Below are 24,542 nucleotides of genomic sequence, written 5' to 3'. Positions count from 1 at the left end.
CGCCGATGAGCACCCAACACGCCGCGCCCCGATCGGAGGCAGCCCAGACCCGCCGGGCCGTGGGCAACATCCTGAAGGGCTCCGCCGGCAACCTTGTGGAATGGTACGACCTCTACGTCTACACCGTCTTTGCCGCCTACTTCCAGGCCCACTTCTTCAACTCCAAGGACGAGCTCCAGGCGGGCCTTGAGGCGATGGCCGTCTTTTCGACGTCGTTCCTCATGCGCCCCATCGGCGCCTGGTTCTTCGGCCGGTACGCGGACCGCAAGGGCCGCAAGGCCGCCCTGACGCTGAGCGTGACCATGATGTCCGCCGGCTCCTTCGCCATTGCCGTGCTGCCCACGCAGGACGTGATCGGCCTGTGGGCCATGATCCTGCTGGTGCTGGTCCGCGTGATCCAGGGCTTCTCCGTGGGCGGCGAGTACGGCACCAGCGCCACCTACATGTCCGAGGCCGCCACTTCCAAGCGCCGCGGCTTCTTCTCCAGCTTCCAGTACGTCACCCTGATCGGCGGCCAGATGCTGGCCCTGTTGGTGCTGGTCGTCCTGCAGAACGTGATGCCCAAGGGCGACCTGGGCGAGTGGGGCTGGCGGATCCCGTTCGCCATCGGCGGCGTCGCAGCCCTCGTGGTGCTCTGGCTGCGCCGCTCCATGGAGGAAACCGTCTCCGCCGAACAGATCGAGGCAGCCAAGACCCCCGCCGTGCCCGGCCAGGCCCAGCCTGGCACCATGAAGCTCCTGTTCACCAGCTACTGGAAGCCGCTGCTGATCTGCATCGGCATCACCCTCGGTGGCACCGTGGCGTTCTACACGTACACCAACTTCATCCTGAAGTTCATGAACGATACGTCCGGCATCGCCAAGACCGACACCTCCGTGATCAACTTCTGGGCCCTGTTCATTTTCATGCTCCTGCAGCCGGTCTACGGCATCATTTCGGACAAGGTGGGCCGCAAGCCGCTGCTGCTCTGGTTCGGCATCACCGGCGTCCTCTTCACCTGGCCGCTGCTGTCCACCCTGGCCGGCACCAAGGATCCGTTCACCGCATTCCTGCTGATGATGGGCGGCCTGCTGGTCGTGGGCGGCTACACCTCCATCAACGCGCTGGTGAAGGCCGAGCTCTTCCCGGCCTCCATCCGCGCCCTCGGTGTGGGCCTGGGCTACGCGATCGCCAACTCGCTCTTCGGCGGCACGGTTCCGCTGATCGGCGCCGCGTTCCAGAAGGCGGAACGGGAAGACCTGTTCTTCACCTATGTCACGGTCGCCATCGCCATTTCGCTGGTGGTGTACATCTTCGCGTTGAAGAACAAGAAGGCCACGCACCTGGACGCCGAACAGGGCCACGCCTGGGCATCCAACGCGGCCGACGGCAAAGACAAGAATTCCCTCAGCGTTTAGCGGTCCGGGCGGCACCAAGGGGACCTGATACCCAAGGAGGCGTACGACGGCGGCTGCCCGGCCGCCGTCGTACGCCTCCTTTGTGTGCCGGTCCAAAAGGGGCCGCCCAGCTGGGCGGACTATATTGGGCCTTGTCAGCACACCACCACAAACTCGGGAGTCTGCACCTATGGCCAAGGAACTTGCCACCCAGCTCATCGAACAACTCCAGGCTGCCGGCGTGCAGCGGATCTACGGGATTGTGGGGGACAGCCTGAACCCCATCGTGGACGCCGTCCGCCAGACGGGAGGCTCCGCGAAGGGCGGGATTGACTGGGTGCACGTCCGGCATGAAGAAGCCGCTGCCTTCGCGGCGGCCGCCGAAGCCCAGCTCACCGGAAAACTCGCGGTTTGCGCCGGCTCCTGCGGTCCCGGCAACCTGCACCTGATCAACGGCCTCTACGACGCCAACCGGTCGGGGGCGCCCGTGCTGGCCATCGCCTCGCACATTCCCAGCAAGCAGATCGGCAGCACGTTCTTCCAGGAGACCCACCCGGACCGGCTGTTCAACGAATGCTCGGTGTACTCCGAACTCGTCAGCACCGCCGAGCAGGCGCCCCGCGTCATGCACAGCGCCATCCAGCACGCGCTGGGACTCGGGGGAGTCGCCGTTGTGACCCTGCCCGGTGACATCGCCGGCCTGGAGGCCACGGCCCCGACGCCGCTTCCCGCCACGTTCCGGCCCGCCAGCCTGGTCCCGGACCCGGGCAGCGTCCAGGCGCTCGCCGATGCCATCAACGACGCCGGGAAGGTGGCCATTTTCGCGGGTGCCGGCGTCGAAGGCGCCCACGCCGAACTGATGGCGCTCGCCGAGCTGGCCAAGGCGCCGGTGGGGCACTCGCTGCGCGGCAAGGACTTTGTCCAGTACAACAACCCGTTCGACATCGGCATGACCGGACTGCTGGGCTACGGGGCGGCGGCTGAAGGCATCGAGGACGCCGACCTGCTGATCCTGCTGGGCACAGACTTCCCCTACGACCAGTTCCTGCCGGACACCCGGACGGCCCAGGTGGACCGGGCGGCGCAGCGGCTGGGCCGGCGGACCGACGTCGATATCGCCGTCCATGGCGACGTACTGCCCACCCTGCGCGCACTGCTGCCGCTGGTGAAGGCCAAGAAGAGCCGCCGTTTCCTGGATCAGATGCTCAAGAAGCACGACCGGCTGATGAACAAGGCCGTGGGCGCCTACACCCGGAAAGTGGAGAAGAAGCAGCCCATCCACCCGGAGTATGCGGCCTCGCTGCTGGACCAAGTGGCGGCGGAGGACGCCATCTTCACCGCCGATACGGGCATGTGCAACGTCTGGACGGCGCGCTACATCAATCCGCTGGGGACCCGCCGGCTGATCGGGTCCTTCCTGCACGGCTCCATGGCCAACGCCCTTCCCCATGCCATCGGCGCGCAGCTGGCATACCCCGGCCGGCAGGTCATCTCGGTTTCCGGGGACGGCGGGCTGTCCATGCTGCTGGGTGAGCTCATCACCGCCGCCACCTACAAGCTGCCCGTCAACGTGGTGGTGTTCAACAACTCCACCCTGGGCATGGTCAAGCTCGAAATGCTGGTGGACGGGCTGCCCGACTTCGGCGTGGATGTCCCGGACGCTAACTACGCCGCCGTGGCCCAGGCCCTGGGCTTCCACGCCGTCCGGGTCACGGATCCTGCGCACATCGAGGCGGCGTACCGAGAGGCGTTCGCGCACCCCGGCCCGTCACTGGTGGAACTCATCACCGATCCCAAAGCGCTGTCCATCCCGCCGAAGATCTCCGGCTCCCAGGTCATCGGGTTCGCCACGGCCATGTCCAAAGTGGTCCTGAACCGTGGTGCGGGCGAGGCCGTGAGCATGGCCCGCAGCAACCTGCGGAACATCCCGCGCCGCTAGGCACACGCCGAGCTCGCCGGAAAAAGCCGGGTTCGCCGCAAAATTCCGGCGATCTCGAGGGTTTCCGGCGAACCCGGCGGTTCCCGTCTAGCGGGGGCCGCCCTGCCAGAGGGCGTCGAAGGGGGCGCCGGAGGCCACCCGGTTCCGGATTCCGGCGGTGACGAAGTCCTTGGCAGTCCGTGCCGCCTCAAGCGGGCTGGCGCCCTTGGCGAGTTCCGCCGTGACGGCCGCAGCGAGCGAGCAGCCGGCACCGGAGACGGCCACTTCGCCCACCTTCGGGGCGCTCAGGACTTCCAGGGTTTCGCCGTCGTAAAAGACGTCGACGGCGTCAGGGCCTTCCAGCCGCACCCCGCCCTTGGCCAGGACTGCTGCGCCGCTAAGCTCGTGGATGCGGACGGCCGCGGCCTTCAGGGACTCGACGTCGGTGATCTCCAGGCCGGACAGCGACTCAGCCTCGAAGTGGTTGGGCGTGACGAACGTGGCCAGCGGCAGGATCTGCGCCTTCAGGGCCTGGTCCGTGTCCAGCGCATGCCCCGGCTCCTGGCCCTTGCAGATCAGCACCGGATCCAGGACCACGTTGGCGAAGTTGTTCTCCTGCAGCGCCCCGGCCACCGTGCTGATGGTGGCCGGGCTCCCCAGCATGCCGATCTTCACGGTGTCCAAAGCAGAAGGCGCGGCCGACGCCGGACCGTAGGCTGCCGTCGTCGCCTCCAGTTGGTCGGCAATCACCTGCTGGTCCACGGGCACGAAGCGGTGGTTCCAGCTCTCCTTCGGGTCGAAGGAGACGATGCACGTGAGGTTGGCGATGCCGAAGACGCCGAGTTCCTGGAAGGTCTTCAGGTCGGCCTGGGCGCCGGCGCCGCCGGTGGCCTCGGAGCCGGCGATGGTGAGGACGACGGCGGGACGGGTGGCGGACAACGTTGCGTCAGCGGAAACGGAAGTCATGCACCCATCCTGCCACCCGGCGTCGGATCTTCGCTTTGTATGGCTGGACAGGGCACCGGGCTGCGGGATGGTCAGGGTTCCAGCGGTGCAGGTTCCGGCCGGCGGTGGACGGTGACAAGTCCCAGCACTGCGGCCCGGCCAAGAGCAGCGCAGAATCCTGTCCACAGCACCAGACCCCACATGGTGTACCAACGTCCGCCAGTGATGAACAGGAGCGTGAGCACTCCGGTTAGCACCCCTGCTGCGCCAACGGCCAGGATATGCAGCAGCTGGTTGCGGACCGGCCGCATCAGGATGCCGGTGAGCAGTGCCAGCGGCATCCCAAGCAGGAGGGCCGCGGCGCTTCCGAACACGTAACCGACGGGACCGTGCGGAAATCCGAAGATAAGGACAGTCAGGGCCGCGCCGCTAAGGAAGGCGCCGGGGCCGAAAGTCACCTGGGGCTGCAGGCTCACGCCTTCTCCCGGGCGATCTGCAGCAGCGCACGGCCCAGTTCCGGGTGGCTGTACACGAAGCCCGCGTCGAGCAGTTTCTGCGGCTGGACCCACCGGGACTTGAGCACCAGTTCCGTTTCCGTGCGGATCAGGACGGCCCCGGCACGGAGCAGCCAGGCCGGCGTGGGCAGCCCAAAGCGGACACCATAGGCACGCCGGACCAGGCGCATCATCTCCCCGTTGCTGACCACATCCGGCGATGCCACGTTCACCGGTCCGCTGATATCGGTCCGCGCGTGCAGGAACCGGACGCTGCGGTACAGGTCCTCCACATGGATCCAGCTGAACTTCTGGTTTCCATCGCCCATGTGGCCGCCCAGCCCCAGCCGTGCAAGGTTGGCGAACGGTGCCAGCGCACCTCCGCCGCGGCCCAACACGATCGCTATCCGCAGCGGCACCCTCCGGGTTCCCGACGTTGCCGCTGCCTCCAAAGCGTCCTCCCAGGCCCGTGCCACCTCCACAGAGAATCCGGAGCCCAGTTCACCGTCGCTCTCGGACTGTGGCCGGTCACGCGCATTGCGGTAGATGGTGCCTGTGCTGGCATTCAGCCAGGTCGACGGCGGTTCCTGGCAGCGTGCGATGGCCCGGCCGAGCGCCTGGGTGGTGGCGACGCGCGAGTCCAGGATCACCGCCCTGTTCCGCCGGTTGTAACGGCATGAAACGGAGCGTCCGGCGAGGTTCACCACCAGGGAAGCGCCGTTGAGCACCCTTGTCATGCCGGCGCCGTCGTCCCAGCAGGCCGCGGTAGTGCCGGCTTCCCTGCGTCCGATGGTGCGCACTGTCCAGCCGTCCTGCTGGAAGCGCCGGCGGAGGTATGTGCCGATAAAGCCTGAGGCACCTGCCACCACAACAGTCTTTGACCCGTCCATCTTTTCCCCCAACCTTCGTTGCTTTCCTAGTCGCGGACGCTGCGGCTCAGGCTGAGGACGTCGTCCAGGACCTTGCTGACACCTGGAATGCGGGCCAGCGAGAGTCCCCGGGCGATCAGCGGGGCGGCGCCGTCCACCAGCTTCCTGGTCCGTTGCTGCTCCGCCGAGGTGTCATAAACCCAAAAGAGGGTGATGCCCATGTAGCACAGCCACAGCAGTTCCGGCAGGTCGTTCCGCAGCTTTTTGGGAACCGCGGGCCTGGCGCCGTCGACGGCCAGCCTGAAGATCTCCAGGGCGGCTTCCCGGGCCGGAGCGGATTTCGCGGAGAAAGGACTCACGGGCGATGTGGGCCTGATGGCGGTGGCTACGAAGTCGGCGCCAAAGCGGTGGTAGGGCGCCATGACGTCCAGGCCTGCGTGCAGCGTGGCCCGTAGCCGGTCGGCGAGTCCGCTGGCTTCACCCAGGGCTTCAGCGGCGCTGGCGGCGTGCTCTGCCTGCACCCGGACATACAACTCGTGGACCAGGTCATCCTTGGAGGCGAAGTAGTAGTAGGCATTCCCCACCGAGACCCCTGCCTCGGCGGCAATCCCGCGCATGGTGGTCTTCTCGAAGCCGATCTCACGGAACATGCGCAAGGCAACCTCCGCTACCCGCTGCCTGGTCTGTTCACTCTTGGCGGCCATACCATCCCCGATTCTTGAACGTGTTCAAAACCAGTGTGGCACAGGTAGTTGAACATGTTCAATTTGGGTGTGGGGCTGTGGGCTGTGGGCTGTGGTGGCCGGTGTCCGGCGGGCCGCAGGCGGCGGCAGTGGAAGAATGGCCCCAGTGCTAATACAACCGGCCGCCCCGCTGCGGGCGCCGGCCAACCACTTCTGAACGGATACCGTCATGCCTTCTGTCCCCGGCCACAGCGCCGCGTCCGAAACCGTCCCGCAAACGTCCGCTGCCTCCGGTGCCAGCTTCGCCGCCGCCGGCTCGCCCTATTTCGGGATCATGCTCGCGTTCATGGCCGTGGTGCTGATCCTGTCCAATATCGGAGCCTCCAAGGGCGTGGCTTTCGGACCCATCGTCACCGACGGCGGCTTCTTCCTGTTCCCGCTGGCGTACATCCTCGGCGACGTCATCAGCGAGGTCTACGGTTTCGCGGTGGCCCGTAAAGCCATCCTGACCACGTTCGCCTTGTCCGTCTTTGCATCGCTCTGCTACTGGGTAATCATCGCCCTTCCGGGCTTCGGCGACGAGTACGGTAACGCCAAGCAGTCCGCGCTGGAAGGCGCACTGGGCCCCGTCCCGCAGATCGTGCTGGCATCCCTGCTGGCCTTCCTGGCCGGGCAGACCATCAACTCCTGGATCCTGGTCCGGATGAAGGCCCGTTCCGGTGAGAAGTCCCTCTGGGCCCGGCTCATGGGCTCCTCCGGCGCCGGCGAGTTCGTGGACACCCTGATCTTCTGCAGCATCGCCGCACCCGTGATCGGCATCCCGGACTTCGGCAGCTTCGTGAACTACGCGGTGGTGGGCTTCGTCTACAAAACCCTGGTCGAATTCCTCTTTGTCCCCGTCACTTCCTTGGCCATCAACTGGGTCAAGAGGCGCGAGCCCAGCTACGGCGTCGCAGGCCGGGCCGTGGCAGCGGTGACAAACGCCGCGTAGCTGCCACCCGGCGTCGCACGTTCTGATTGCTGATCGCTTGGCTGCCTGGTTCCGTACGCCGGAACGGTGCTGGGGTCGCCGGGAAGAACCGGCGATCTGGTCCCGTTCCGGCGGTTTGGCGCTCCGGCCGCATGGCTACCGCCTGAGCGCGGCAAGGACACGGGCTTTGAACTCATGCTCGCGGAAAAGGTCGGCCCATGTCACGCGCACAAAGATCCAACCGTTCTCGGTGAGGGCCTTCTCGCGCTGCCGCTCCTGAAACAGCACCTCAGCCGTAGGCCTGTAGTCGAAGTACTTTGTTTTCCCGTCGAATTCGAGTGCAACCTTCTCCTCCTTCCAGGCGAAGTCCAGCCGATACCGGCCAGCACGTGTCGCTACCGCGACCTGGGGCTCCGGCAGGGGAAGGTGCAGCCGTGTCAGGAGTTCGCGGGTGAGTGTCTCACCGGGTGACTCCGAACGTGGATCTGCGTGGGCGAGGGCCAGCCGGAGGGTCCGGATACCGCGACGTCCCTGCAGGCCCTCAGCCATACTTTCCATTAGGGCTTTGTCAGCACCGAGCCGGATGGCGTGGTCCGTCAGCACCAGTGCCTGCCGGCAACCCAGCATCATGGCGCAATCCACTACCGTCCGCTCCAGCGAGGTCACCCGGAGACCGCCGAGAGTCAGCACCTCCGACGTGGTCCAAGGCCGGGTGTGGCCCCGGACATCCTTGCCGAGCCGCTCGCTGGAAGGGCTCCCCGGCAGCAGAAGGTGGATCATGTCGTCAACATCCCACAGATACAGACCGTGCAGCCGGGCGGCCGAGGTGTGGCTGTACACATAGCCACCCGCTGAGGTGGTCAGCGTTCCGTGCGCATGGGCGCGAATCAGCTGCCTGCTACGGACGGGACTTGTCTGCTTCTCCCACAGCGCAGCGCGGATGTAGCAGCCGTGGCGAAGCCGGACCAGCTTCCCGTGGAGGACCAAGGCCTTGATGGCCCGGGAATTGAGGCCCTTCTCGTGCAGTTGCCCCGTTCGCCACAGGTTGCCGGTGCTTGGAAGAGCGGGGAGACGGACGGGCTGCTGTGCTGTCATCCCGACAGAATCCTGCGGCTGCGGCAGCTCCGGAAGGGGCCGCCGTCGTCATGTGGAAAACTTTCCAAGGCCGTCCTGCCGCCTGGGATCGCCGGAACCCGTCCGGATCGCCGCAAAATTCCGGCGAGCCGGCAGTTTTCCGGCGAGTTCGACGGCGGACCGCAGGCTCAGGCCTTCAGCGTCCCGTCCAGCAAAGCCCGCAGCTCCTTGAAGTGCCGCTCGGTGGCTTCGGGGTGGAAAACCGGCGTGTCCGCCATCGTGTACCCGTGCGGCGCCCCTTGGTAGATGTCGTTGGACGCCTCGAGCCCCGCGGACTGGAGCGCCGCACCCAGCCGGGTGACGGCGTCGGGTGCCATGCTCCGGTCATGGTCCGCGTGGCCGAACACGAAGCGCGCCCGTGCATTCTTCAGACCCAGGTGCGGGCTGTCCGGTTCGTCCGTGGCCAGGCCGCCGGCGTGGAAACCGCCGCAGGCTGCCACCACTTCCGGATGCGAGGTGGCGGTGCGGACAGCGAGCCGGGCGCCCATGCAGTAGCCCACGGTGCCGATGGGACCGGGCGCCACGCCGTCGAGCGTTTTCAGCGCGGAAACCCACGCATCGATGTCCGGCAGCGCCTTGTCCGTTGTCAGGCGGCCAATCCGCGGGAAGGCGGCCTTGCCGGCGGCTTCCCTGCCTTCCTGGGTGGACATGTCCGCGGCCGGTGCGAGTTCGGCGGCCGTTCCGTCACGGTAGAAAACGTTCGGCGCCAGCACCACGTAGCCCCAGTCAGCGATGCGCTGGGCCATCTCCTGGATGCGGGGGCGCAGGCCGAAGGCGTCCATGTAGAGGATGACGCCGGGAAAAGGACCGGTTCCGGTGGACGGGCGGGCCACCAGGGCATCTGCTGTGCCTTCTGCGGCAGGGATCTCGATGGGCATGCGCCCACCCTACCCGAGCTGCAAGGAGGTCAGTCTAGGAGTAGTACCGGCCCAGGGTCTCCGCCTTGAAGTCGAAGAACGTCCCCGATTCGATGGCCAGCCGGGCATCATCCACCATCTTCACCACGAACCGCTCATTGTGGATGGAGATCAGGGTGGCGGACACCATCTCCTTGGCCTTGAACAGGTGGTGGATGTAGGCCCGCGAGTAGTTGGCGCAGGCGTAGCAGTCGCAGCCCTCCTGCAGCGGCCCGAAATCGCGTTTGTACTTGGCGCCGGAGAGGTTGAACCGGCCGTAGGGCGTGTAGAACGCGGAGTTCCGCGCCACGCGGGTGGGGGAGACGCAGTCGAAGGTGTCGGCGCCGTTTTCGACGGCCGTGAAGATGTCGTCCGGCTCGGAAATGCCCAGCAGGTGCCGGGGCTTGTCTTCCGGCAGTTCCTCGTTGCACCAGCGGACAATCGTGCCCAGGTTCTCCTTCTCCAGCGCCCCACCAATGCCAAACCCGTCGAACGGCATGGCTCCAAGATCGCGGCACGCCTTCCGGCGCAGGTCCTCGTACTGGGCGCCCTGGATCACGCCGAACAGCGCCTGGTAGGGCTTGCCCGCCCGTTCCTCCGTGAGGCGGAAATGCTCTTCAATGCACCGCTCCGCCCACAACCGGGTGCGCTCCAGCGATTCCTCCTGGTAGCGCCGGGAGTTCTGCAGGGTGGTCAGCTCGTCGAAAGCGAACATGATGTCCGCACCGATCTGGTGCTGGACCTGCATGGAGATCTCGGGGGAGAACCGGTGGCGGTCACCGTTCAGGTGCGACTTGAACCAGACGCCGTCGTCATCGATGTGCGCCAGGCGTTCCTTGCCGGGGGCCACGGCGTCGTCGGGTCCGGACGCGTCCACAGACTTCATGTCAATGACCTTCTTGAATCCCGAGCCCAGGCTCATCACCTGGAATCCGCCGGAGTCCGTGAAGGTGGGGCCGGGCCAGTTCATGAAGGCACCCAGGCCGCCGGCCTCGTCCAGGATGTCCGGTCCGGGCTGCAGGTACAGGTGGTAGGCGTTGGCCAGGAGCGCCTGGGCGCCCAGGTCCGCCATGGATTCCGGGAGGACGGCCTTCACCGTGGCCTTGGTTCCGACGGCGATGAACGCCGGCGTTTGGATGTCACCGTGCGGGGTGGTGATGGTGCCGGTGCGGCCCAGGAACTCCCCGCCGTTTTCCGCCACCTGCGTGTTCGTGGGCGGGCAGGACCCGGCAAGGCGAGTGCCTACCTTGAACGAAAACTGGGACTGGGTATCAGGCAGGGCGAAAGCAGGGTTGGCTGGCACCGTACCAGTGTGCCAGCAAAGGGGTCAGCGCCAGCAAACGATGCGGCGCCAGCAAACCGGGAACGTCAGCTGGCCGGGTCCGAGTCCGGGTAGTTCCGGGACCGCCAGGAATCCCAGGATGACCGGATGGCGTCGAACGCACCGGCCCCGAGGTCGTAGGTGGAGGCGATGACCAGCGAGCCTTCGCCCTCTGCGCGGACATCCTTGATGGCGGGATGATCGGCCACCACCAGCAGGCCCTCGCCGTGCTCCGCGTAGCTGTGCACCGTGAGTCCCACCTGATGGCTGGTCCGGTACCAGACCTTGCCGCTGATCTCCCCGCCGGTGTCCAGAGTTACCTTATACGGGTCACCCGGGGCGGGGACGTCCGCCAGCCCGAGCTTCTCGATGGCGGAGCCCTTGCCCTCAGCCAGGTGCAGGAACAGGGTGTGCCGCTTGCCGTGCGGGTGGCGTTCCAGCGCGAAGCGGAGCTGCTGCAGGAAGGTCAGCCAGCCCTGGGTAATGTCCTCGTCCCAGGCAGCCCACTCGGAGTCGTGGTCCACCGCCCCGCGGGTGACACTGACCCGTGTTCCGCCGGCCACCGGGTGCAGCTCAAACGTGTCCCCGCCGTGCATGGTCAGGCTGGTGTGGTCAGCGGATTCCACCACGTCGCCGGAGAAGTAGATTTCCTTGATCTCGGACTCCAGGTCCTCGGCCTGCCAGCCGTGCCACTGGGCCACCTTGGCCGGTTCCCGCAGCATGGTCCAGACCTGCGGCGCGTCGGCATTGATCACTACGCTGAGATTGTTGGTCATAGCCCCGAATGTACAACCCCGGCTACGCCCCGGGTAGGGGTAATTTCCCCCGCCCGGAAGCCGGCTTGTTGGTCAGGAGCGGACGGCCTCCAGCTCATTGCTGATGCGGCGTTCCAGCTCGGTCGTCCCGATGGTTTCCGATCCGCCGTGGGCCCGCAGGAACAGCAGCGATTCCAGCCGCAGCAGCCGCCATTCGCGCTCGGCATCGTGGTTGGAGTTATCGATGGAGCGGAAGATTTCCTTGTCGTACAGGTTGGGCTCGTTGAGGGAGCGCTGCCGCACCTTGGCGGCCATGCGTGCCTTGAACGGGTCCGTTTCCTGGTTTTCCGGGGTGCGGATCAGCTTCTCGTAGACTTCCGCGCGTTCGTCCTGGCCGTCCTGCCGGCAGATGTAGCTGGCCAGCGCCAGGGAGGCTTCCACGGAGGTCCACCGGCCGGGGTTTCCGTCGTAGGGCAGCACGGTGATCAGGTCCGCCACGGACAGTGCTCCGTCGGCGTCCTTGAGCGTGATGAACAGTTCGTGCGCCAGGTCGCTGAGGTCCTTGAGGCAGCTTCCGGACTTGAAGTTGACGCCCTTGGAGAGCCGGTCGGCCAGGAGCAGGACGCCCATGGCATCCGGGTGTGCTTCGGCGGCGGCTTCCACCACGGATTCCGGGGTGCCGGCCGGCGCCGGGATGAGTGCGAGTTCCTCTTCGCTGGGCCCGGTCACCGCGGGCGGTACGGGAGGCAGGGGAGGTACGACGACGGCGGGCGCCACGGGGATGGGCCCGGTCCCGCCGCCGGGCTGCTCCTGCCGGCCGCCGTTAGGCGTGGCGGTTTCCACGGGAGGTGTGGCCTCCGGAAGGCTGGCCGGCAGCGGAAGCTGGGCGACGTCGTCGCGCGTTCCGTCCACCACGGTGACCGTGGTGCCCACGGCGACCCGCAGCGTGCCGCCGCCGGAGAGGCTCGCCAGCACCAGTGCCGGGGAGCCGAAATCGTCCCGCTCAAGCTCCACCTGGTCAATTTCTGCGGTGCGGTGGCCGTCGGGAAGGAGGATGTGGCTGCCGGTGGTCAGAGATCCAGCCTGCTGTTCACGGTGGTGCCTGGCGGCTGGTGATTCGGTCATGGGAGTCCTTAAGTTCTCTTGCGGTCCGCCCTACAGTCTACAAAGGCGGGCGCCTAAAACCGGGGACCCCCACGTCCCGGCGGGGCTGTCAGAAGCCCACACCTGCGAATGCCAGGGCCTGCCGGATGAGGCCGCCGCGGCCGCCCACAAACTCCATTTGGACGCCCGGGCTGAGGACTTCCTCCGGGGTCATCCATGTCAGTTCAAGGGCGTCCTGGCGGGGCTCGCACTCGCCGGTGACCGGGATGACGTAGGCCAGGGACACGGCGTGTTGCCGTTCGTCGGTGAACCCTGTCTGGGACGGGGCGGGGAAGTATTCGGCCACGGTGAACGGCACGGGGCTGAGGGGAAGCTGGGGAAACGCCAGGGGGCCGAGGTCCTTTTCCATGTGCCGCAGCAGTGCGGCCCGGATGGTTTCGCGGTAAATGACCCGGCCGGAGACCAGGGACCGCACCATGGTCCCGTCCGCGTCGGCCTGCAGCAGTGTGCCCACCTCGTTGACGTACCCCAGCGGGTCCAGCCTCACCGGTACTGCCTCCACGTACACCATGGGCAGCCGCCCCCGCGCCTCAAAGAGGTCTTCTTCAGAGAGCCAGCCGGGATTCGGGTCAGGTGTGCGCACGTTCATGCTTAAGTTCTACCCCATGGGGCGCCGCTGGGAGATCCAGAGCGTGGCGGGCGCGTTGGGGCCGCCGGCGTCCGGGTTGGCTACGTGCAGGGTGCTCCCAAAGGCCTCCTCGGTCAGGCTGGTGGCGAAACCCGCGCCGGTGAGGCGCTCCCGCAGCTGGTCCAGCCCGCCGTCGTACTCGAAGCCCAGGCCTGAGCGGGACGGACCGGACGCCGGACGCACCAGGAGGACGCCGCCGTTCTTGGCCGTGAAGTCGGCGGTTTCGTCGTTGTCCGGCACGGGGCGCGGGCGTGCGCCTGCATGCAGCAGGGTGCGGATGGCCGCCTCGGGTTCGGCGGTGTACCAGACGCCGGCGACGGCCAGCGCGGGATCGGCATCGGCGCACTGGGCGGCATGGGAGACCTTGTCAGCCAGGAAACTGAAGCCGTCCGGCGCGCTGATCCGGCAGGCCTCACCGTGGTCCGCGGTGACAAGTTCCGCGAGCTGCGGTCCTTCCCCCTGCGGCCCGCCCTCCTGGGTGCCCTCTTCCTGGGCCGACAGGTTGGTGCGGCGGGCGAATTCCGCCACGTCGCCCACCTCCACCGCAAACACGGTGCGGCCGTCCTGGCCGGACCCTGCCTCCGCTGCGTGCAGCGCCAGGCGGCCAGACGCGGAGTCGAAGAGCTGCCACCCGCCGTCGTCCTCCGTCTGGACCATTCCCAGTGCGGTGAGGAACTGCTTCCAGGACTCGATGCGGGACGTGAAGTGAACGGGACGGACTCGAAGCATGGCATTGTCCTTGGTGCTGGGCTGACTGGGTGAGGTGGTGCCGTATGGCCATGATCCCACCGGAAGCCGCGGCGCACACGGGACTTGTGGCGTGGGATTCCACGGGCAGAATTAGGCCATGGCTGATGACCTGGAGGAACTGCTGGTGCCTGACGCCGCCGCCTGGCGCGCCTGGCTGGAAAAGAACCACAAGACCAGCCCTGGGGTGTGGCTGGTCCTGCACAAGAAAGGCGGCACGGTGACCAGCCTGGATTACCCGGCGGCGCTGGACGAGGCCCTGTGCTTTGGCTGGATCGACGGGCAACTGCGGCGCCGGGACGACCAAAGCTCCTTCCAGCGGATGACGCCGCGGCGTCCCCGGAGCGTCTGGTCCGCCCGCAACGTAGGGCACATTGCCCGGCTCGAGGCGGCAGGAAAAATGACCGACGCCGGCAGGGCGGCCGTGGAGGCTGCCAAGGCTGATGGGCGCTGGGACGCAGCCTACGGCGGACAGGCGGACGTCGAAGTCCCGCCGGACCTCGCTGCGGCCATCGCCGCCAACCCCGCCGCCCAGGCGATGCTCAATGTCCTCACCAAGACCAACCTCTTCGCGCTGGTATACCGGACCAACTCGGCAAAGCAGGCGGCCACCCGGGAACGCAGGATCGCCGGGTTCGTGGACATGCTGGCGCGGGGAGAAACGCCGTACCCGCAGAAGAAGCGCCCCGCCGGCCGGGCATAGCGTCCTCTGCGGTCGCCGCGGGATTGGGTTTCCGGCGCACCGGCCGGTAAAATTGACGATTCACTTGCGCTGGTGCCGTTCCCCGTCCCGGGGGACGGCACTTGTGCGTTCAGCGACGGATCGACACACATCATGCCCCCACGCCTTCCTGGAACCGCAACTGCTGCCTTCCGGCGCCGCCCCCTCCTGTGGGCCGTGGTTGCTGCGGTGGCGGTTTTGGCCCTGGCCGGCGCCCTGCTGCTGGGAGGAAACGCCCAGCGCGATGTTGGCCGGCCTGGCACCGGACAACCCGCCGCACCGCCAACGCAAACTGCTCCCGCGGACGATCCCGGCGGCTACCGCCCTGCCTACCACCTCACCCCGGACCAGCGCTGGATGAACGATCCGCAGCGGCCCTTCTTCCTGAACGGCCTGTGGCATTACTACTACCTCTACAACGCCGACTATCCGGAGGGGAACGGTACGGAGTGGTTCCACGCCACCAGCACGGACCTGGTGCACTGGAAGAACGAGGGCGTGGCCATCCAGAAGTTCCGCAACGGCCTGGGCGATGTCGAGACCGGGTCCGCCGTGGTGGACACGGAAGGGACCGCCGGGTTCGGCAAAGGCGCGGTGATCGCCGTCCTCACCCAGCAGCACGACGGCGTCCAGCGCCAGTCCCTGTTCTACTCCACGGACAACGGCTACAACTTCCAGAGCTACGGGCAGAACCCGGTGATGGACAACCCGGGCGCGGAGCACTGGCGGGATCCGCGGATCGTGCGGGACGAGGCCAACAACCAGTGGCTGATGCTGCTCGCAGAGGGGCACAAGATCGGTTTTTACACGTCGAAGGACCTGAAACAGTGGACCTACGTGTCGGGTTTCCAGCAGGATGGGCTGGGCATCCTGGAGTGCCCGGACTTCTTCCAGCTGGACGTGGACGGCGACCCCGCCAAGCGCACCTGGGTCCTGGCCGCCAGCGCCAACGGATCCGCGGAGGGCCGCACCACCGGGCTGGCCTACTGGACCGGCGGCTTTGATGGCAGGGCCTTCTCCGCCGACGGCGGCCATCAGTGGCTCGACGGCGGCCCCGACTTCTACGCGGTGGTCACATGGGATGACCCGCGCCTGGGCGACGGCCAGCGCAAGGCGTCGCGGCACGCCATCGGCTGGATGAACAACTGGGCCTATGCCCGGCAGCTTCCTACCAGGGACTGGTTCGGGTCCGCTTCGGTGGTGCGGGACATCCGGCTCACGTCCGACGGCGGCCGCCCGGCTTTGGCGTCATCGCCCACCTCGGGCCTCCAGTCACTCGAGGGGGAGCCCGCGCAGGTGCCGGGCGGCGGCATCGGGGACGGGCAGCCGTTTCCGGTTCCGGGCGGCGGCGCGTTCAAGGCGGACGTCGAGCTGGAAAAACCCGCTGACGGGACCGGTGAGGCCCGGCTGCTGCTGCAAAGCGACGGGGTCACCTACGCCACCATCGGCTACGACTTCACGGCCGGCCGGGCCTACGTGGCGCGCGACGGCGACGCCGTGGCCGGTGGCCAGGCCGCGGCTCGCGCTTCAGAGGCGGACGCGGAGTACCGCCGGGCCCATTCGTTGGAGGCCCGGCCGGCCGGGGACACCGTGCGCCTCACTGCCTATGTGGACCGGTCATCCATAGAACTCTTCGTGGACGGAAAGACGTTGACGTCCCTGGTGTTTCCGCCCGCAGGCCACAAGGAGGTCCGGCTGGCGGCCGACGGACAGGTGTCCCTCCGGGCTGGTACCGTCACGCCGCTGGCCGGCATCCGTTAGGCGGCCGTTGGGGGAGTGCCGCCGGGAAGGGCCGCGCTGACCGACGCGGCGGCCTCCAGCGTCATCCAAGCCTGGAGCTGGGTGGCGAGCTCGACGGCGGCACCTGGCGGACAGGTCGCAGCGGCGGGTTGGGCGGCGTGCAGCGAGAAGACGCTCCTGCCCTCCAGCCGGATGCCGGCTTCGCCACTGCCCACGGGGCGCCGGCCGGACCAGAACGCCTCGGCGGTGTCCGTGACCAGCCGGGCAGCCGTGGCGCGGGTTGCTTCGGGCAGCCGGGTCTCAGCTGCCGCGAGCGCCAGGTAACGGCAGAGGATCCCGGTGAAGAGGCCGCCGTCGCCTGTTCCTTCACAGCGCAGCACCGCTCCGCCGGCACCCGGGCTGGTCCCGGTTCCGTTGGCCGGGACGGTTAGCAGCCGCTGCACGGCTTCCACCAAAACGGCCGCCCGGGCGAGGTTCGCGTCCCCGCCCAATTCCAGGAGGGCGCCGAGCACAGGACCCTGGTTGTAGGTGTAAACCGCCCGGTCCACCACCACCTCGCCGGCCGCATTCAGGCGTGCACCGTCCAGGTACAGGCCCTGGTCCGGGTCGAAGAGGGTGGCGTCCAGCCAGTCCAGCAGTGCCTGTGCCTTGCCGCCCTGTCCGGTGCGGGCATAGAACAATGCCACGGGAGCCGTGGCCGGGGTGTTCTTGAAGTCCCGCTTCTTGCTCCAGAACGTACCGCCGCCCAGGTCATCGGTGCACGCGGCGTCGAACTGCAGCGCCAGCGACGCGCGGACGGCGGCGTTGCGGCGGCGGCCGGGGCGCCGCGTCTCCTCCGCCAGCCTGTCCAGCCTCAGGGTTGCCAGTGCCAGCCAGGCCATGTCGTCGTAGTAGCTGTTCACGAAGGTCAGGGTGTTGCGGAGCCTGATTCCGGTGACCAGCCGCGAGGCCAGGCGCCCGGCGCTGCGCCGGTCCGGGCCGTTGAACCGGGCTGCGGGGGTGGCCCCGCTGCCAAGCTCCCGCCGGCCGGTGTCTACCAGACAGTCCACGTAATGGGCCTGCCACCAGTAATGCCAGGGAAGGACCAAGCCCGCAGCCTGGCGGGCCCGCCGGAGCGCGGCGGGCCAGCGTCCGCTCGGCCGGCCGCCCTGCCACAGCACGGCGCCCAGGTGGGTTCCGGGCAGGAACAGCAGTTTCCGGCCGAACAGCGCGGTCACCGACTGGGCGGCGTGGGTGGCCCTGTCCTGCCATGCGGTCAAGGAGGTGCTGCTGGAAGTCATGCCGTCCACCCTAACCGTGACACCACAGCCTGCGCCGCAGGGAAAGCGCAGCCGCGGGACCGGGAGAGTGCGGCTGCGCCGCATTTCAGTTAACATTCATTAACTGTTGCTCGAGGCCGCGCCGCGGCATGGGGAACCGCATCAAGGAGGATGTATGGACATCAAAGGCAGCGTGGCACTGGTAACAGGCGGTGCCTCCGGGCTGGGTGCAGCCACCGCACGGAAGTTGTTCGACGGCGGAGCCTCCGTGGTGCTCGTTGACCTTCCTTCCTCGAATGGGCCGTCAGTGGCCGAGGAACTCAACGGCCGCGCTGAAGCAGGCCAGGCCGCCGTCTTTGCCCCCGCGGACGTGACGAGCGAGACTGACGTGCGGGCCGCCGTCGGGACCGCCGCGGGGCTGGGACCGCTGCGGATCCTGGTGAACTGCGCCGGGATCGCCACCCCCGGCAAGGTACTGGGACGTGACGGCGTGCTGCCGCTGGAGACGTTCAGCCGTGTCATCCAGGTGAACCTGATCGGCACCTTCAACGTCCTGCGGCTGGCGGCCGAGGCGATGGTGGCCGCCGAGCCCGCCGTCACCGCGCTCGGCGGCCCGGAACGCGGCGTCATCATCAACACCGCCTCGGTTGCAGCCTTCGACGGGCAGATCGGCCAGCCGGCCTACTCCGCTTCCAAGGGTGCGGTGGCCGCCATGACCCTGCCACTCGCACGGGAGCTGGCGCGCTCGCTGGTCCGCGTGGTCACCATCGCCCCGGGCATCTTCGAGACGCCCATGATGGCGGGCCTGCCCCAGGAGGCGCAGGACTCCCTGGGCGCCCAGGTTCCGCACCCGTCCCGGCTGGGCAAGCCCGCGGAGTACGCCAACCTGGTGGCGCACATCGTGGACAACGCCATGCTGAACGGCGAGACCATCCGCCTTGACGGGGCCATCCGGATGGGACCGAAATGAGCGCGCCGGACATGCCGCATACGCCGGACATTTCACAGCTGCCCGCGGCGGACTTCTTCGCCGTCGAATCGATGCTGAGCCAGGCCGAACGGAACAAGCTGGCCGAACTGCGGGACTTCCTGGCAGCCGAGGTGGCGCCCTACGCCGCGGACTGGTGGAACAAGGCCGAGTTTCCCGCCCACATCCTGCCCAAGCTCGCCGCGCTGGAACTGAGCACGCCCGCGCACCGCGGCTACAGCCACCTGTTCGCGGGGCTGGTTATCGCGGAGATCACCCGGGTGGACACCTCCATCGCCACCTTCTTCCTGGTCCACCACGATCTCTTCGTCGAGTCCCTGTACGCCTTCGGCAGCGAGGACCAGAAGCAGCGGCTGCTGGCTGACGCCTCGGAGCTGCGCACCACCGGCGCCTTTGCCCTCACCGAACCCCTGCACGGATCGGACGTGGCCGGCGGGATGGAGACGCGGGCGCGGCGGATATCGTCCAGCACGGGGGAACCGGACGGCGGCGGCGACACCTGGGTGCTCAACGGCGCCAAGCGGTGGATCGGCAACGGAACGTTCTGCGACTACATGCTGGTGTGGGCCCGGGACGAGGCGGACGGTTCGGTGCGGGGCTTCATCGTGGACGCCACCCTGCCGGGCGTCAGCCGGAGCAGGATCGAGAACAAGATCGCGCTGCGCACCGTCCAGAACGCTGACATCGTGTTCCGCGATGTCAGGATCGCCGAGGCGGACCGCTTCGGCGGGATCAGCAGCTTCGAAGACACCAAGGAACTGCTCCGCAGCTCACGGATCATGGTGGCCTGGCAGACCGTGGGCCAGCAGTTGGCAGCATTCGACGTCGCCCGGCAGTACGCCGTGGAACGCCAGCAGTTCGGCCGGCCGCTGGCGCACTTCCAGCTGATCCAGCAGCAGCTGGTGACCATGCTGGGCAACGCCGTAGCCAGCATGGCCATGATGGCCGGGATCGCCAGGCTGCAGGACCAGGGCGCCGCCAACATGCCGCAGGTGGCACTGGCGAAGTCCTACCTCAGTGCCCGCATGCGTGAAACCGTGGCGATGGGCCGTTCCATCCTGGGCGGGAACGGGATCGTCACCGATTACCGGATGGCCAAGATCTTCGCTGACGCCGAGGCCATCTACACCTACGAGGGCTCGTTCGAGGTCAACACCCTGATCGCGGGCCGGGCCATCACCGGAATCTCAGCCATTTCCTAAGCGGGATACGGCTGTTTCTCGCCTGCCTCCACTCTGATGTCCAGGCTGTTGTTCCTCACGGGCATGGGGCAGGTGCCGTAGGGGGTGAAGGCGCTGGGGTAGTTGATGGCCCGGTTGAAATCCAGCACCACTGACGCCTTTCCTGACGGATTGGGCCGGGGTCTGGGAATCGAGAGCTTCCGCCAGTCGTCCGTGGTGTCGCCGTTGGTCTCGTCGTGGAACGTGACGGTCAGGGCCCCGAGCTTCTCTTCCTCAGCCTGGAGCCGGAACTCGTGCTTGCTGCCGGGGAGGCTGAACACCACTTCGCCCACGCTGCGGTGGACGCCGTCCACCAACGGGTTCGCCGTGCCGATCGGCACCTCCACGGGTGCCGGGTAGGGCTCAAACCGGCCCGTCACCTCCCAGCCCGGGTTGTACGGATAGGTGGGGACACCAACGAACTCGGTGAAGACCGGTGAGGCTGAGTCCCGGGTGCGGATGGCGTACCGCCCGCCGCGCATGGCCAGTTCCACCACCACCTGGTCCCCGTCAGGGCCGCCGAACTGCACCCACATCAGCGATTCCTCGTCTGCCAGGACGGCGGAGACGGTGCCGTCCACCTTTTCCCCTGTCTCCACCAGCGTGAGTCCGTCCGACGGGACTGCGGTGAGGAACGCCGTCGTGACTCTTGTTGAAGCCGTGCCGTCCGCGGACCACAGGCCCGGGGCCAGGTCGACGGCGGCGGGCGAGTCTTCGAGCCACTGGAAGGAGGTGAGGGTGAGCCAGCCGTGCGGGGCTGCCAGGGCTTTGTCGCGGTTGGTGCGGAAGCGCTGCCAGCGCTCGACTTTGGCCGCTGGGGTGGTGGTCATGATTCCTTCCGGTTGCGTTGCTCCGGCTACAACCGGGCGTGGGGCGTGTTCATTCCGCCGACGCAACCAAAGTGGCACGCCCCGAACGGCGCCGCCTCCCTGGCTGCCGCCGACCCGGGACTCGGGAAATGCCCGCTGGATCCGCCGGGCTGATGGTGAATCCGCGCAGGCTCGCCGGCGGCGAGCACTCGGTGTTCGTGTCCGGCGACGATGCCGAGGCCAAGAAGGTTGTCACCGGCCTGCTGGAATCGCTGGGACACCGGGACATCATCGACCTTGGCGATATCACCAGCGCCCGTGGTGCCGAGATGGTGATGCCGCTCTGGCTGCGGCTGTTCGGCGCGCTGGGAACTCGGATTTCAACTTCAAGGTGGTCCGCCGGGGTTGAATGGGTGAGTGGATATCCTTGCCGGATTTAATCGGGAGTGGCTGGCGGCGCTGACCTGGCTGGCTGCGCTGGTTGCCGGCGCCGTCGTGCTGGTGTGGCGCCGCCGGCGGGCCGACCTCGCCGCGCTCGCCGCCGTCGTCGTGTTCATGGCAGCAAACGTCGGCGCCGGCATCTACGTCCTGAACCACCTGGCGGACGGGCGCTGGGGCGGGGATGCGCAAGCCAAGCTCGCTCCGCCGTCGCTTTCCGGGACCCCAGTGGTGGGCCAGTTCCTGGGGCCGCTCGACGACGCCATGGCGGGCATGGCCGGCGGTGTGAACGACTTCATCGACTTCCGCGCCGCGCTGCCTGTGGCGCTGGACTTCTTCGCAGCAGCCGGCTGGGCCCTGGCCGTTTCGGTGCCGGTGGGGCTGGCAGCCGCCGCCGTGCAGGCCGGGAGCGCCCGCCGTCGGAAAGCCGAGTCTGCTGCATGGCGCAACGAGGTGGAGAAACTCCGGGCTGAGCTCGACGCGGTGAAACGTCACGTGGGGTACCGCGACATCTTTTGAGACGGATTCCACTGCTGCCCCGCGCCGGGGGTAGCATCTTTAGCTAGTAACGTGGCTCACAGTATCCAGCGCAGTGTACGAGCCAAGTCCATAACCCTCGAAAGATTGCTTCAATGGCCCACACTGCAACAGCGCCCGAAACAGATCTCGCCTCCGAACTGCGCGCGGACGTCCGGCGCGTTTCCACCCTGCTGGGAGAGTCGCTGGTCCGCCAGCATGGACCGGAACTCCTGGACCTCGTGGAGCAGGTCCGGCTCCTGACCAAGGAATCCAAAGAGGCGGCGCGCGGCGGTGCGCATGCCACCGGCCCCTGGAGTGCGCACGATGTTGTTGCCCAGGTCCGTGAACTGCTCGGCTCCCTGCCCATCGAGCAGGCAACCGACCTGGTGCGGGCCTTCGCGTTCTACTTCCACCTGGCCAACGCCGCCGAACAGGTCCACCGCGTCCGTGGCCTGCGGACCCGCGCCGAAAAGGACGGCTGGCTGGCCAAGACCGTTGCGGACATCGCCGCGCAGGCCGGCCCGGACGTGCTGCAGGAGGTGGTCAACGGGCTCGACGTGCGGCCCATTTTCACGGCACACCCAACCGAGGCCTCCCGCCGCTCCGTCCTGGACAAGATCCGCAAGCTCTCCGACGTCCTGTCCCACCCCACCGCCGAAGGGTCCACGGCCCGCCGTCGGCAGGACCGGCAGCTGGCCGAGATCATCGACCAGATGTGGCAGACCGACGAGTTGCGCCAGGTCCGGCCCACCCCTGTGGACGAGGCCAGGAACGCCATCTACTACCTGGGCGGCATCCTCACCGACGCGATGCCGGAGATGTTGTCCGAGCTCTCCGAGTTGCTGGGCGAGCACGGCGTCACCCTCGCCTCCAAGGACGCCCCCATCCGGTTCGGCTCCTGGATTGGCGGTGACCGCGACGGCAACCCGAACGTCACGGCGGCCGTGACCCGCGAAATCCTGCAGATCCAGAACCAGAGCGCCATCCGGATCAGCATCGGCATGATCGATGAGCTGATTTCCATCCTCTCCAACTCCACGGCGCTGGCCGGCGCGGATGATGCGCTGCTCGAGTCAATTGACGAGGACCTCCAGAAGCTGCCCGGCCTGGACAAGCGCGTCCTGGAACTGAACGCCCAGGAGCCGTACCGGCTGAAGCTCACCTGCATCAAGGCCAAGCTCATCAACACCGGCAAGCGGGTGGCGGCCAACTCCAACCACGAGCACGGCCGCGACTACAACGGAACCGACGAACTCCTGGCGGACCTGCATCTGCTGGAACTCTCGCTCCGGAACCACTCCGCAGCCCTGGCCGCGGACGGCTCCCTGGCCCGGGTCCGCCGCGCCATCGCCTCCTTCGGCCTGCACCTGGCCACCCTGGACATCCGCGAACACGCAGACCACCACCATGACGCCGTGGGGCAGCTCATGGACCGGATCGGCGGCCCCGGGCTCCGGTACGCCGAACTGAGCCGGAAGGAACGCTTCGAGGTGCTGGGCTCCGAGCTGGCCTCCCGCCGGCCGCTCTCCGGCCACCCGATCAAGCTCGACGGCGCCGCCGACGGTACCTACGACGTCTTCCGCGAGATCCGCCGCGCCCTGCGCATGTACGGCCCGGACGTCATCGAGACCTACATCATCTCCATGACCCGCGGTGCCGACGACGTCCTTGCCGCCGCCGTCCTGGCCCGCGAGGCCGGCCTGGTGAACCTCTTCGGCGACAAGCCATACGCCAGGCTCGGCTTCGCGCCGCTGCTGGAGACTGTGGAGGAGTTGCGGGCTTCGGCCGAGATCGTCGACCAGCTGCTCTCCGACCCCTCCTACCGGGAACTGGTGCGGCTGCGCGGTGACATCCAGGAAGTGATGCTGGGCTACTCGGACTCCAACAAGGAATCCGGCGTGATGACCAGCCAGTGGGAAATCCACAAGACCCAGCGCAAGCTGCGCGACGTTGCCGCCAAGCACGGTGTGCGCGTCCGCCTGTTCCACGGCCGCGGCGGCTCCGTGGGCCGCGGCGGCGGACCTACTTATGACGCCATCCTGGCCCAGCCCAACGGCGTCCTGGAAGGCGAAATCAAGTTCACCGAGCAGGGCGAGGTCATCTCTGACAAGTATTCCCTGCCGGAGCTTGCCCGCGAAAACCTTGAGCTTTCCCTGGCCGCCGTGTTGCAGGGTTCGGCCCTGCACCGCAATCCGCGGACCTCGGAGGACCAGCGGGAGCGGTACGGGCACGTCATGGAGGTCATCTCGGACGCCGCCTTTGACCGTTACCGGAAGCTGATCGACCACCCGGACCTGCCCGCCTACTTCATGGCCTCCACACCGGTGGAACAGCTGGGCTCTTTGAACATCGGCTCCCGTCCCTCCAAGCGCCCGGACTCCGGGGCCGGACTGGGCGGCCTGCGCGCCATCCCGTGGGTGTTCGGCTGGACCCAGTCGCGGCAGATCGTCCCCGGCTGGTTCGGCGTGGGGTCCGGGCTCAAGGCAGCCCGCGAGGCCGGCCACTCCGCCCAGCTGGTGGAGATGATGGACCACTGGCACTTCTTCCGCTCCGTGCTGTCCAACGTGGAAATGACGCTCGCCAAAACGGACATGGACATCGCCGGCTACTACGTGGCCACCCTGGTCCCGGAGGAGCTGCACCACCTGTTCCGGACCATCCGGGAAGAGTATGAGCTCACGGTTGCCGAGGTCCGGAAGCTGACGGGTGAGAACCTGCTCCTGGACGCGCAGCCCACCCTGAAGCGGTCCCTGGAAATCCGCGACCAGTACCTGGATCCCATCAGCTACCTGCAGGTGGAACTCCTGCGCCGCATCCGCACGGAAGCCGGAATCAGCGGGGCCGAAATCGACGAACGGCTCCAGCGCGCCATGTTGATCACCGTCAACGGCGTGGCGGCAGGCCTCCGCAACACCGGCTAAACCCCCTCGTTGCTCTATCACTTATGG

23 protein-coding genes are annotated in these 24,542 nt (G+C 67.6%); 10 read left to right on the top strand and 13 right to left on the bottom strand.

Going from position 1 to position 24,542, the window contains the following annotated elements:
• Positions 1–5 precede the first annotated feature (5 nt).
• Positions 6–1,397 carry an MFS transporter gene (locus QFZ57_RS01840; RefSeq protein ID WP_306897519.1) on the top strand — a complete coding sequence of 464 codons (1,392 nt, stop codon included), beginning with the start codon at positions 6–8 and terminating at the stop codon, positions 1,395–1,397.
• Between the two features lie 169 nt (positions 1,398–1,566).
• Positions 1,567–3,315 carry a pyruvate dehydrogenase gene (locus QFZ57_RS01835; protein ID WP_306897517.1) on the top strand — a complete coding sequence of 583 codons (1,749 nt, stop codon included), beginning with the start codon at positions 1,567–1,569 and terminating at the stop codon, positions 3,313–3,315.
• 87 nt (positions 3,316–3,402) lie between these two features.
• Here QFZ57_RS01835 and QFZ57_RS01830 read toward each other — a convergent pair whose 3' ends face one another.
• From QFZ57_RS01830 to QFZ57_RS01815, 4 genes are all read right to left on the bottom strand, one after another.
• Positions 3,403–4,260: a hydroxymethylpyrimidine/phosphomethylpyrimidine kinase gene (locus QFZ57_RS01830; protein ID WP_306897516.1), complete on the bottom strand. Its 858-nt coding sequence runs from the start codon at positions 4,258–4,260 to the stop codon at positions 3,403–3,405.
• A 71-nt stretch (positions 4,261–4,331) separates the two neighbouring features.
• A complete protein-coding gene (locus QFZ57_RS01825; protein WP_306897514.1) occupies positions 4,332–4,715 on the bottom strand; it encodes a hypothetical protein in 384 nt (127 codons plus the stop codon).
• The gene (locus QFZ57_RS01820; protein ID WP_306897512.1) at positions 4,712–5,623 is read right to left on the bottom strand and encodes a TIGR01777 family oxidoreductase; all 912 of its coding nucleotides are present in this window, start codon (positions 5,621–5,623) and stop codon (positions 4,712–4,714) included. Before QFZ57_RS01820 ends, QFZ57_RS01825 begins: the two co-directional genes overlap by 4 nt.
• Before the next feature lie 26 nt (positions 5,624–5,649).
• Positions 5,650–6,306, bottom strand: a complete 657-nt coding sequence (locus QFZ57_RS01815) for a TetR/AcrR family transcriptional regulator (RefSeq protein ID WP_306897511.1) — start codon at positions 6,304–6,306, stop codon at positions 5,650–5,652.
• A gap of 208 nt (positions 6,307–6,514) precedes the next feature.
• Between QFZ57_RS01815 and QFZ57_RS01810 the strand changes: the two genes are divergently transcribed.
• A complete protein-coding gene (locus QFZ57_RS01810; RefSeq protein ID WP_306897510.1) occupies positions 6,515–7,276 on the top strand; it encodes a queuosine precursor transporter in 762 nt (253 codons plus the stop codon).
• Between the two features lie 135 nt (positions 7,277–7,411).
• Here the strand turns inward: QFZ57_RS01810 and QFZ57_RS01805 are convergent, their stop codons facing one another.
• The 7 genes from QFZ57_RS01805 to QFZ57_RS01775 all read right to left on the bottom strand — a co-directional run bounded on the left by QFZ57_RS01805 (position 7,412) and on the right by QFZ57_RS01775 (position 13,882).
• Entirely contained in the window at positions 7,412–8,350 is a 939-nt protein-coding gene (locus tag QFZ57_RS01805) for a type IV toxin-antitoxin system AbiEi family antitoxin domain-containing protein (protein WP_306897509.1), read from the bottom strand.
• Positions 8,351–8,517: 167 nt separating this feature from the next.
• Positions 8,518–9,267 carry a dienelactone hydrolase family protein gene (locus QFZ57_RS01800; protein ID WP_306897508.1) on the bottom strand — a complete coding sequence of 250 codons (750 nt, stop codon included), beginning with the start codon at positions 9,265–9,267 and terminating at the stop codon, positions 8,518–8,520.
• Positions 9,268–9,301: 34 nt separating this feature from the next.
• Complete coding sequence (gene tgt, locus QFZ57_RS01795; protein ID WP_306897505.1) at positions 9,302–10,588, bottom strand: tRNA guanosine(34) transglycosylase Tgt; 1,287 nt, start codon at positions 10,586–10,588, stop codon at positions 9,302–9,304.
• A 65-nt stretch (positions 10,589–10,653) separates the two neighbouring features.
• Positions 10,654–11,382 (bottom strand): SRPBCC family protein, encoded by a 729-nt coding sequence (locus QFZ57_RS01790; RefSeq protein ID WP_306897503.1) that lies wholly within the window; start codon positions 11,380–11,382, stop codon positions 10,654–10,656.
• A 72-nt stretch (positions 11,383–11,454) separates the two neighbouring features.
• Positions 11,455–12,486 carry a DUF6707 family protein gene (locus tag QFZ57_RS01785; RefSeq protein ID WP_306628770.1) on the bottom strand — a complete coding sequence of 344 codons (1,032 nt, stop codon included), beginning with the start codon at positions 12,484–12,486 and terminating at the stop codon, positions 11,455–11,457.
• Between the two features lie 88 nt (positions 12,487–12,574).
• Positions 12,575–13,114, bottom strand: coding sequence for an NUDIX hydrolase family protein (locus tag QFZ57_RS01780; RefSeq protein WP_056337381.1), 540 nt, complete (start codon positions 13,112–13,114; stop codon positions 12,575–12,577).
• Positions 13,115–13,123: 9 nt separating this feature from the next.
• Positions 13,124–13,882 carry a VOC family protein gene (locus QFZ57_RS01775; protein ID WP_306897499.1) on the bottom strand — a complete coding sequence of 253 codons (759 nt, stop codon included), beginning with the start codon at positions 13,880–13,882 and terminating at the stop codon, positions 13,124–13,126.
• Positions 13,883–14,000: 118 nt separating this feature from the next.
• Between QFZ57_RS01775 and QFZ57_RS01770 the strand changes: the two genes are divergently transcribed.
• A complete protein-coding gene (locus QFZ57_RS01770; RefSeq protein WP_306628768.1) occupies positions 14,001–14,603 on the top strand; it encodes a YdeI/OmpD-associated family protein in 603 nt (200 codons plus the stop codon).
• 132 nt (positions 14,604–14,735) lie between these two features.
• Positions 14,736–16,382 carry a glycoside hydrolase family 32 protein gene (locus QFZ57_RS01765; RefSeq protein ID WP_306897496.1) on the top strand — a complete coding sequence of 549 codons (1,647 nt, stop codon included), beginning with the start codon at positions 14,736–14,738 and terminating at the stop codon, positions 16,380–16,382.
• Here QFZ57_RS01765 and QFZ57_RS01760 read toward each other — a convergent pair.
• Positions 16,379–17,641, bottom strand: coding sequence for a glycoside hydrolase family 76 protein (locus QFZ57_RS01760; protein ID WP_306897494.1), 1,263 nt, complete (start codon positions 17,639–17,641; stop codon positions 16,379–16,381). The two genes, QFZ57_RS01765 and QFZ57_RS01760, sit on opposite strands and share 4 nt — an antisense overlap.
• 154 nt (positions 17,642–17,795) lie before the next feature.
• Here QFZ57_RS01760 and QFZ57_RS01755 point away from each other — a divergent pair, with 154 nt between their 5' ends.
• Positions 17,796–18,590: a 3-hydroxyacyl-CoA dehydrogenase gene (locus QFZ57_RS01755; RefSeq protein ID WP_306897492.1), complete on the top strand. Its 795-nt coding sequence runs from the start codon at positions 17,796–17,798 to the stop codon at positions 18,588–18,590.
• Entirely contained in the window at positions 18,587–19,810 is a 1,224-nt protein-coding gene (locus QFZ57_RS01750) for an acyl-CoA dehydrogenase family protein (protein ID WP_306628764.1), read from the top strand. Before QFZ57_RS01755 ends, QFZ57_RS01750 begins: the two co-directional genes overlap by 4 nt.
• Here the strand turns inward: QFZ57_RS01750 and QFZ57_RS01745 are convergent.
• Positions 19,807–20,658 (bottom strand): DUF1684 domain-containing protein, encoded by an 852-nt coding sequence (locus tag QFZ57_RS01745; RefSeq protein WP_306897490.1) that lies wholly within the window; start codon positions 20,656–20,658, stop codon positions 19,807–19,809. The two genes, QFZ57_RS01750 and QFZ57_RS01745, sit on opposite strands and share 4 nt — an antisense overlap.
• A 128-nt stretch (positions 20,659–20,786) precedes the next feature.
• On the opposite strand from QFZ57_RS01745, the gene QFZ57_RS01740 reads away from it, so the two are divergent.
• The 3 genes from QFZ57_RS01740 to ppc all read left to right on the top strand — a co-directional run bounded on the left by QFZ57_RS01740 (position 20,787) and on the right by ppc (position 24,515).
• Positions 20,787–21,077 carry a hypothetical protein gene (locus tag QFZ57_RS01740; protein ID WP_306628762.1) on the top strand — a complete coding sequence of 97 codons (291 nt, stop codon included), beginning with the start codon at positions 20,787–20,789 and terminating at the stop codon, positions 21,075–21,077.
• Positions 21,055–21,594, top strand: coding sequence for a hypothetical protein (locus QFZ57_RS01735; RefSeq protein WP_306628761.1), 540 nt, complete (start codon positions 21,055–21,057; stop codon positions 21,592–21,594). Before QFZ57_RS01740 ends, QFZ57_RS01735 begins: the two co-directional genes overlap by 23 nt.
• 113 nt (positions 21,595–21,707) lie before the next feature.
• On the top strand, positions 21,708–24,515 hold the full coding sequence (gene ppc / locus QFZ57_RS01730; RefSeq protein WP_306897488.1) for a phosphoenolpyruvate carboxylase: 2,808 nt from the start codon (positions 21,708–21,710) through the stop codon (positions 24,513–24,515).
• Positions 24,516–24,542 lie beyond the last annotated feature (27 nt).

Source organism: Arthrobacter sp. B1I2, from assembly GCF_030816485.1.
Lineage (GTDB): Bacteria > Actinomycetota > Actinomycetes > Actinomycetales > Micrococcaceae > Arthrobacter.
The sequence above is the reverse complement of the archived record's forward strand: the minus strand, read 5'-3'. Positions and strand labels throughout refer to the sequence as shown.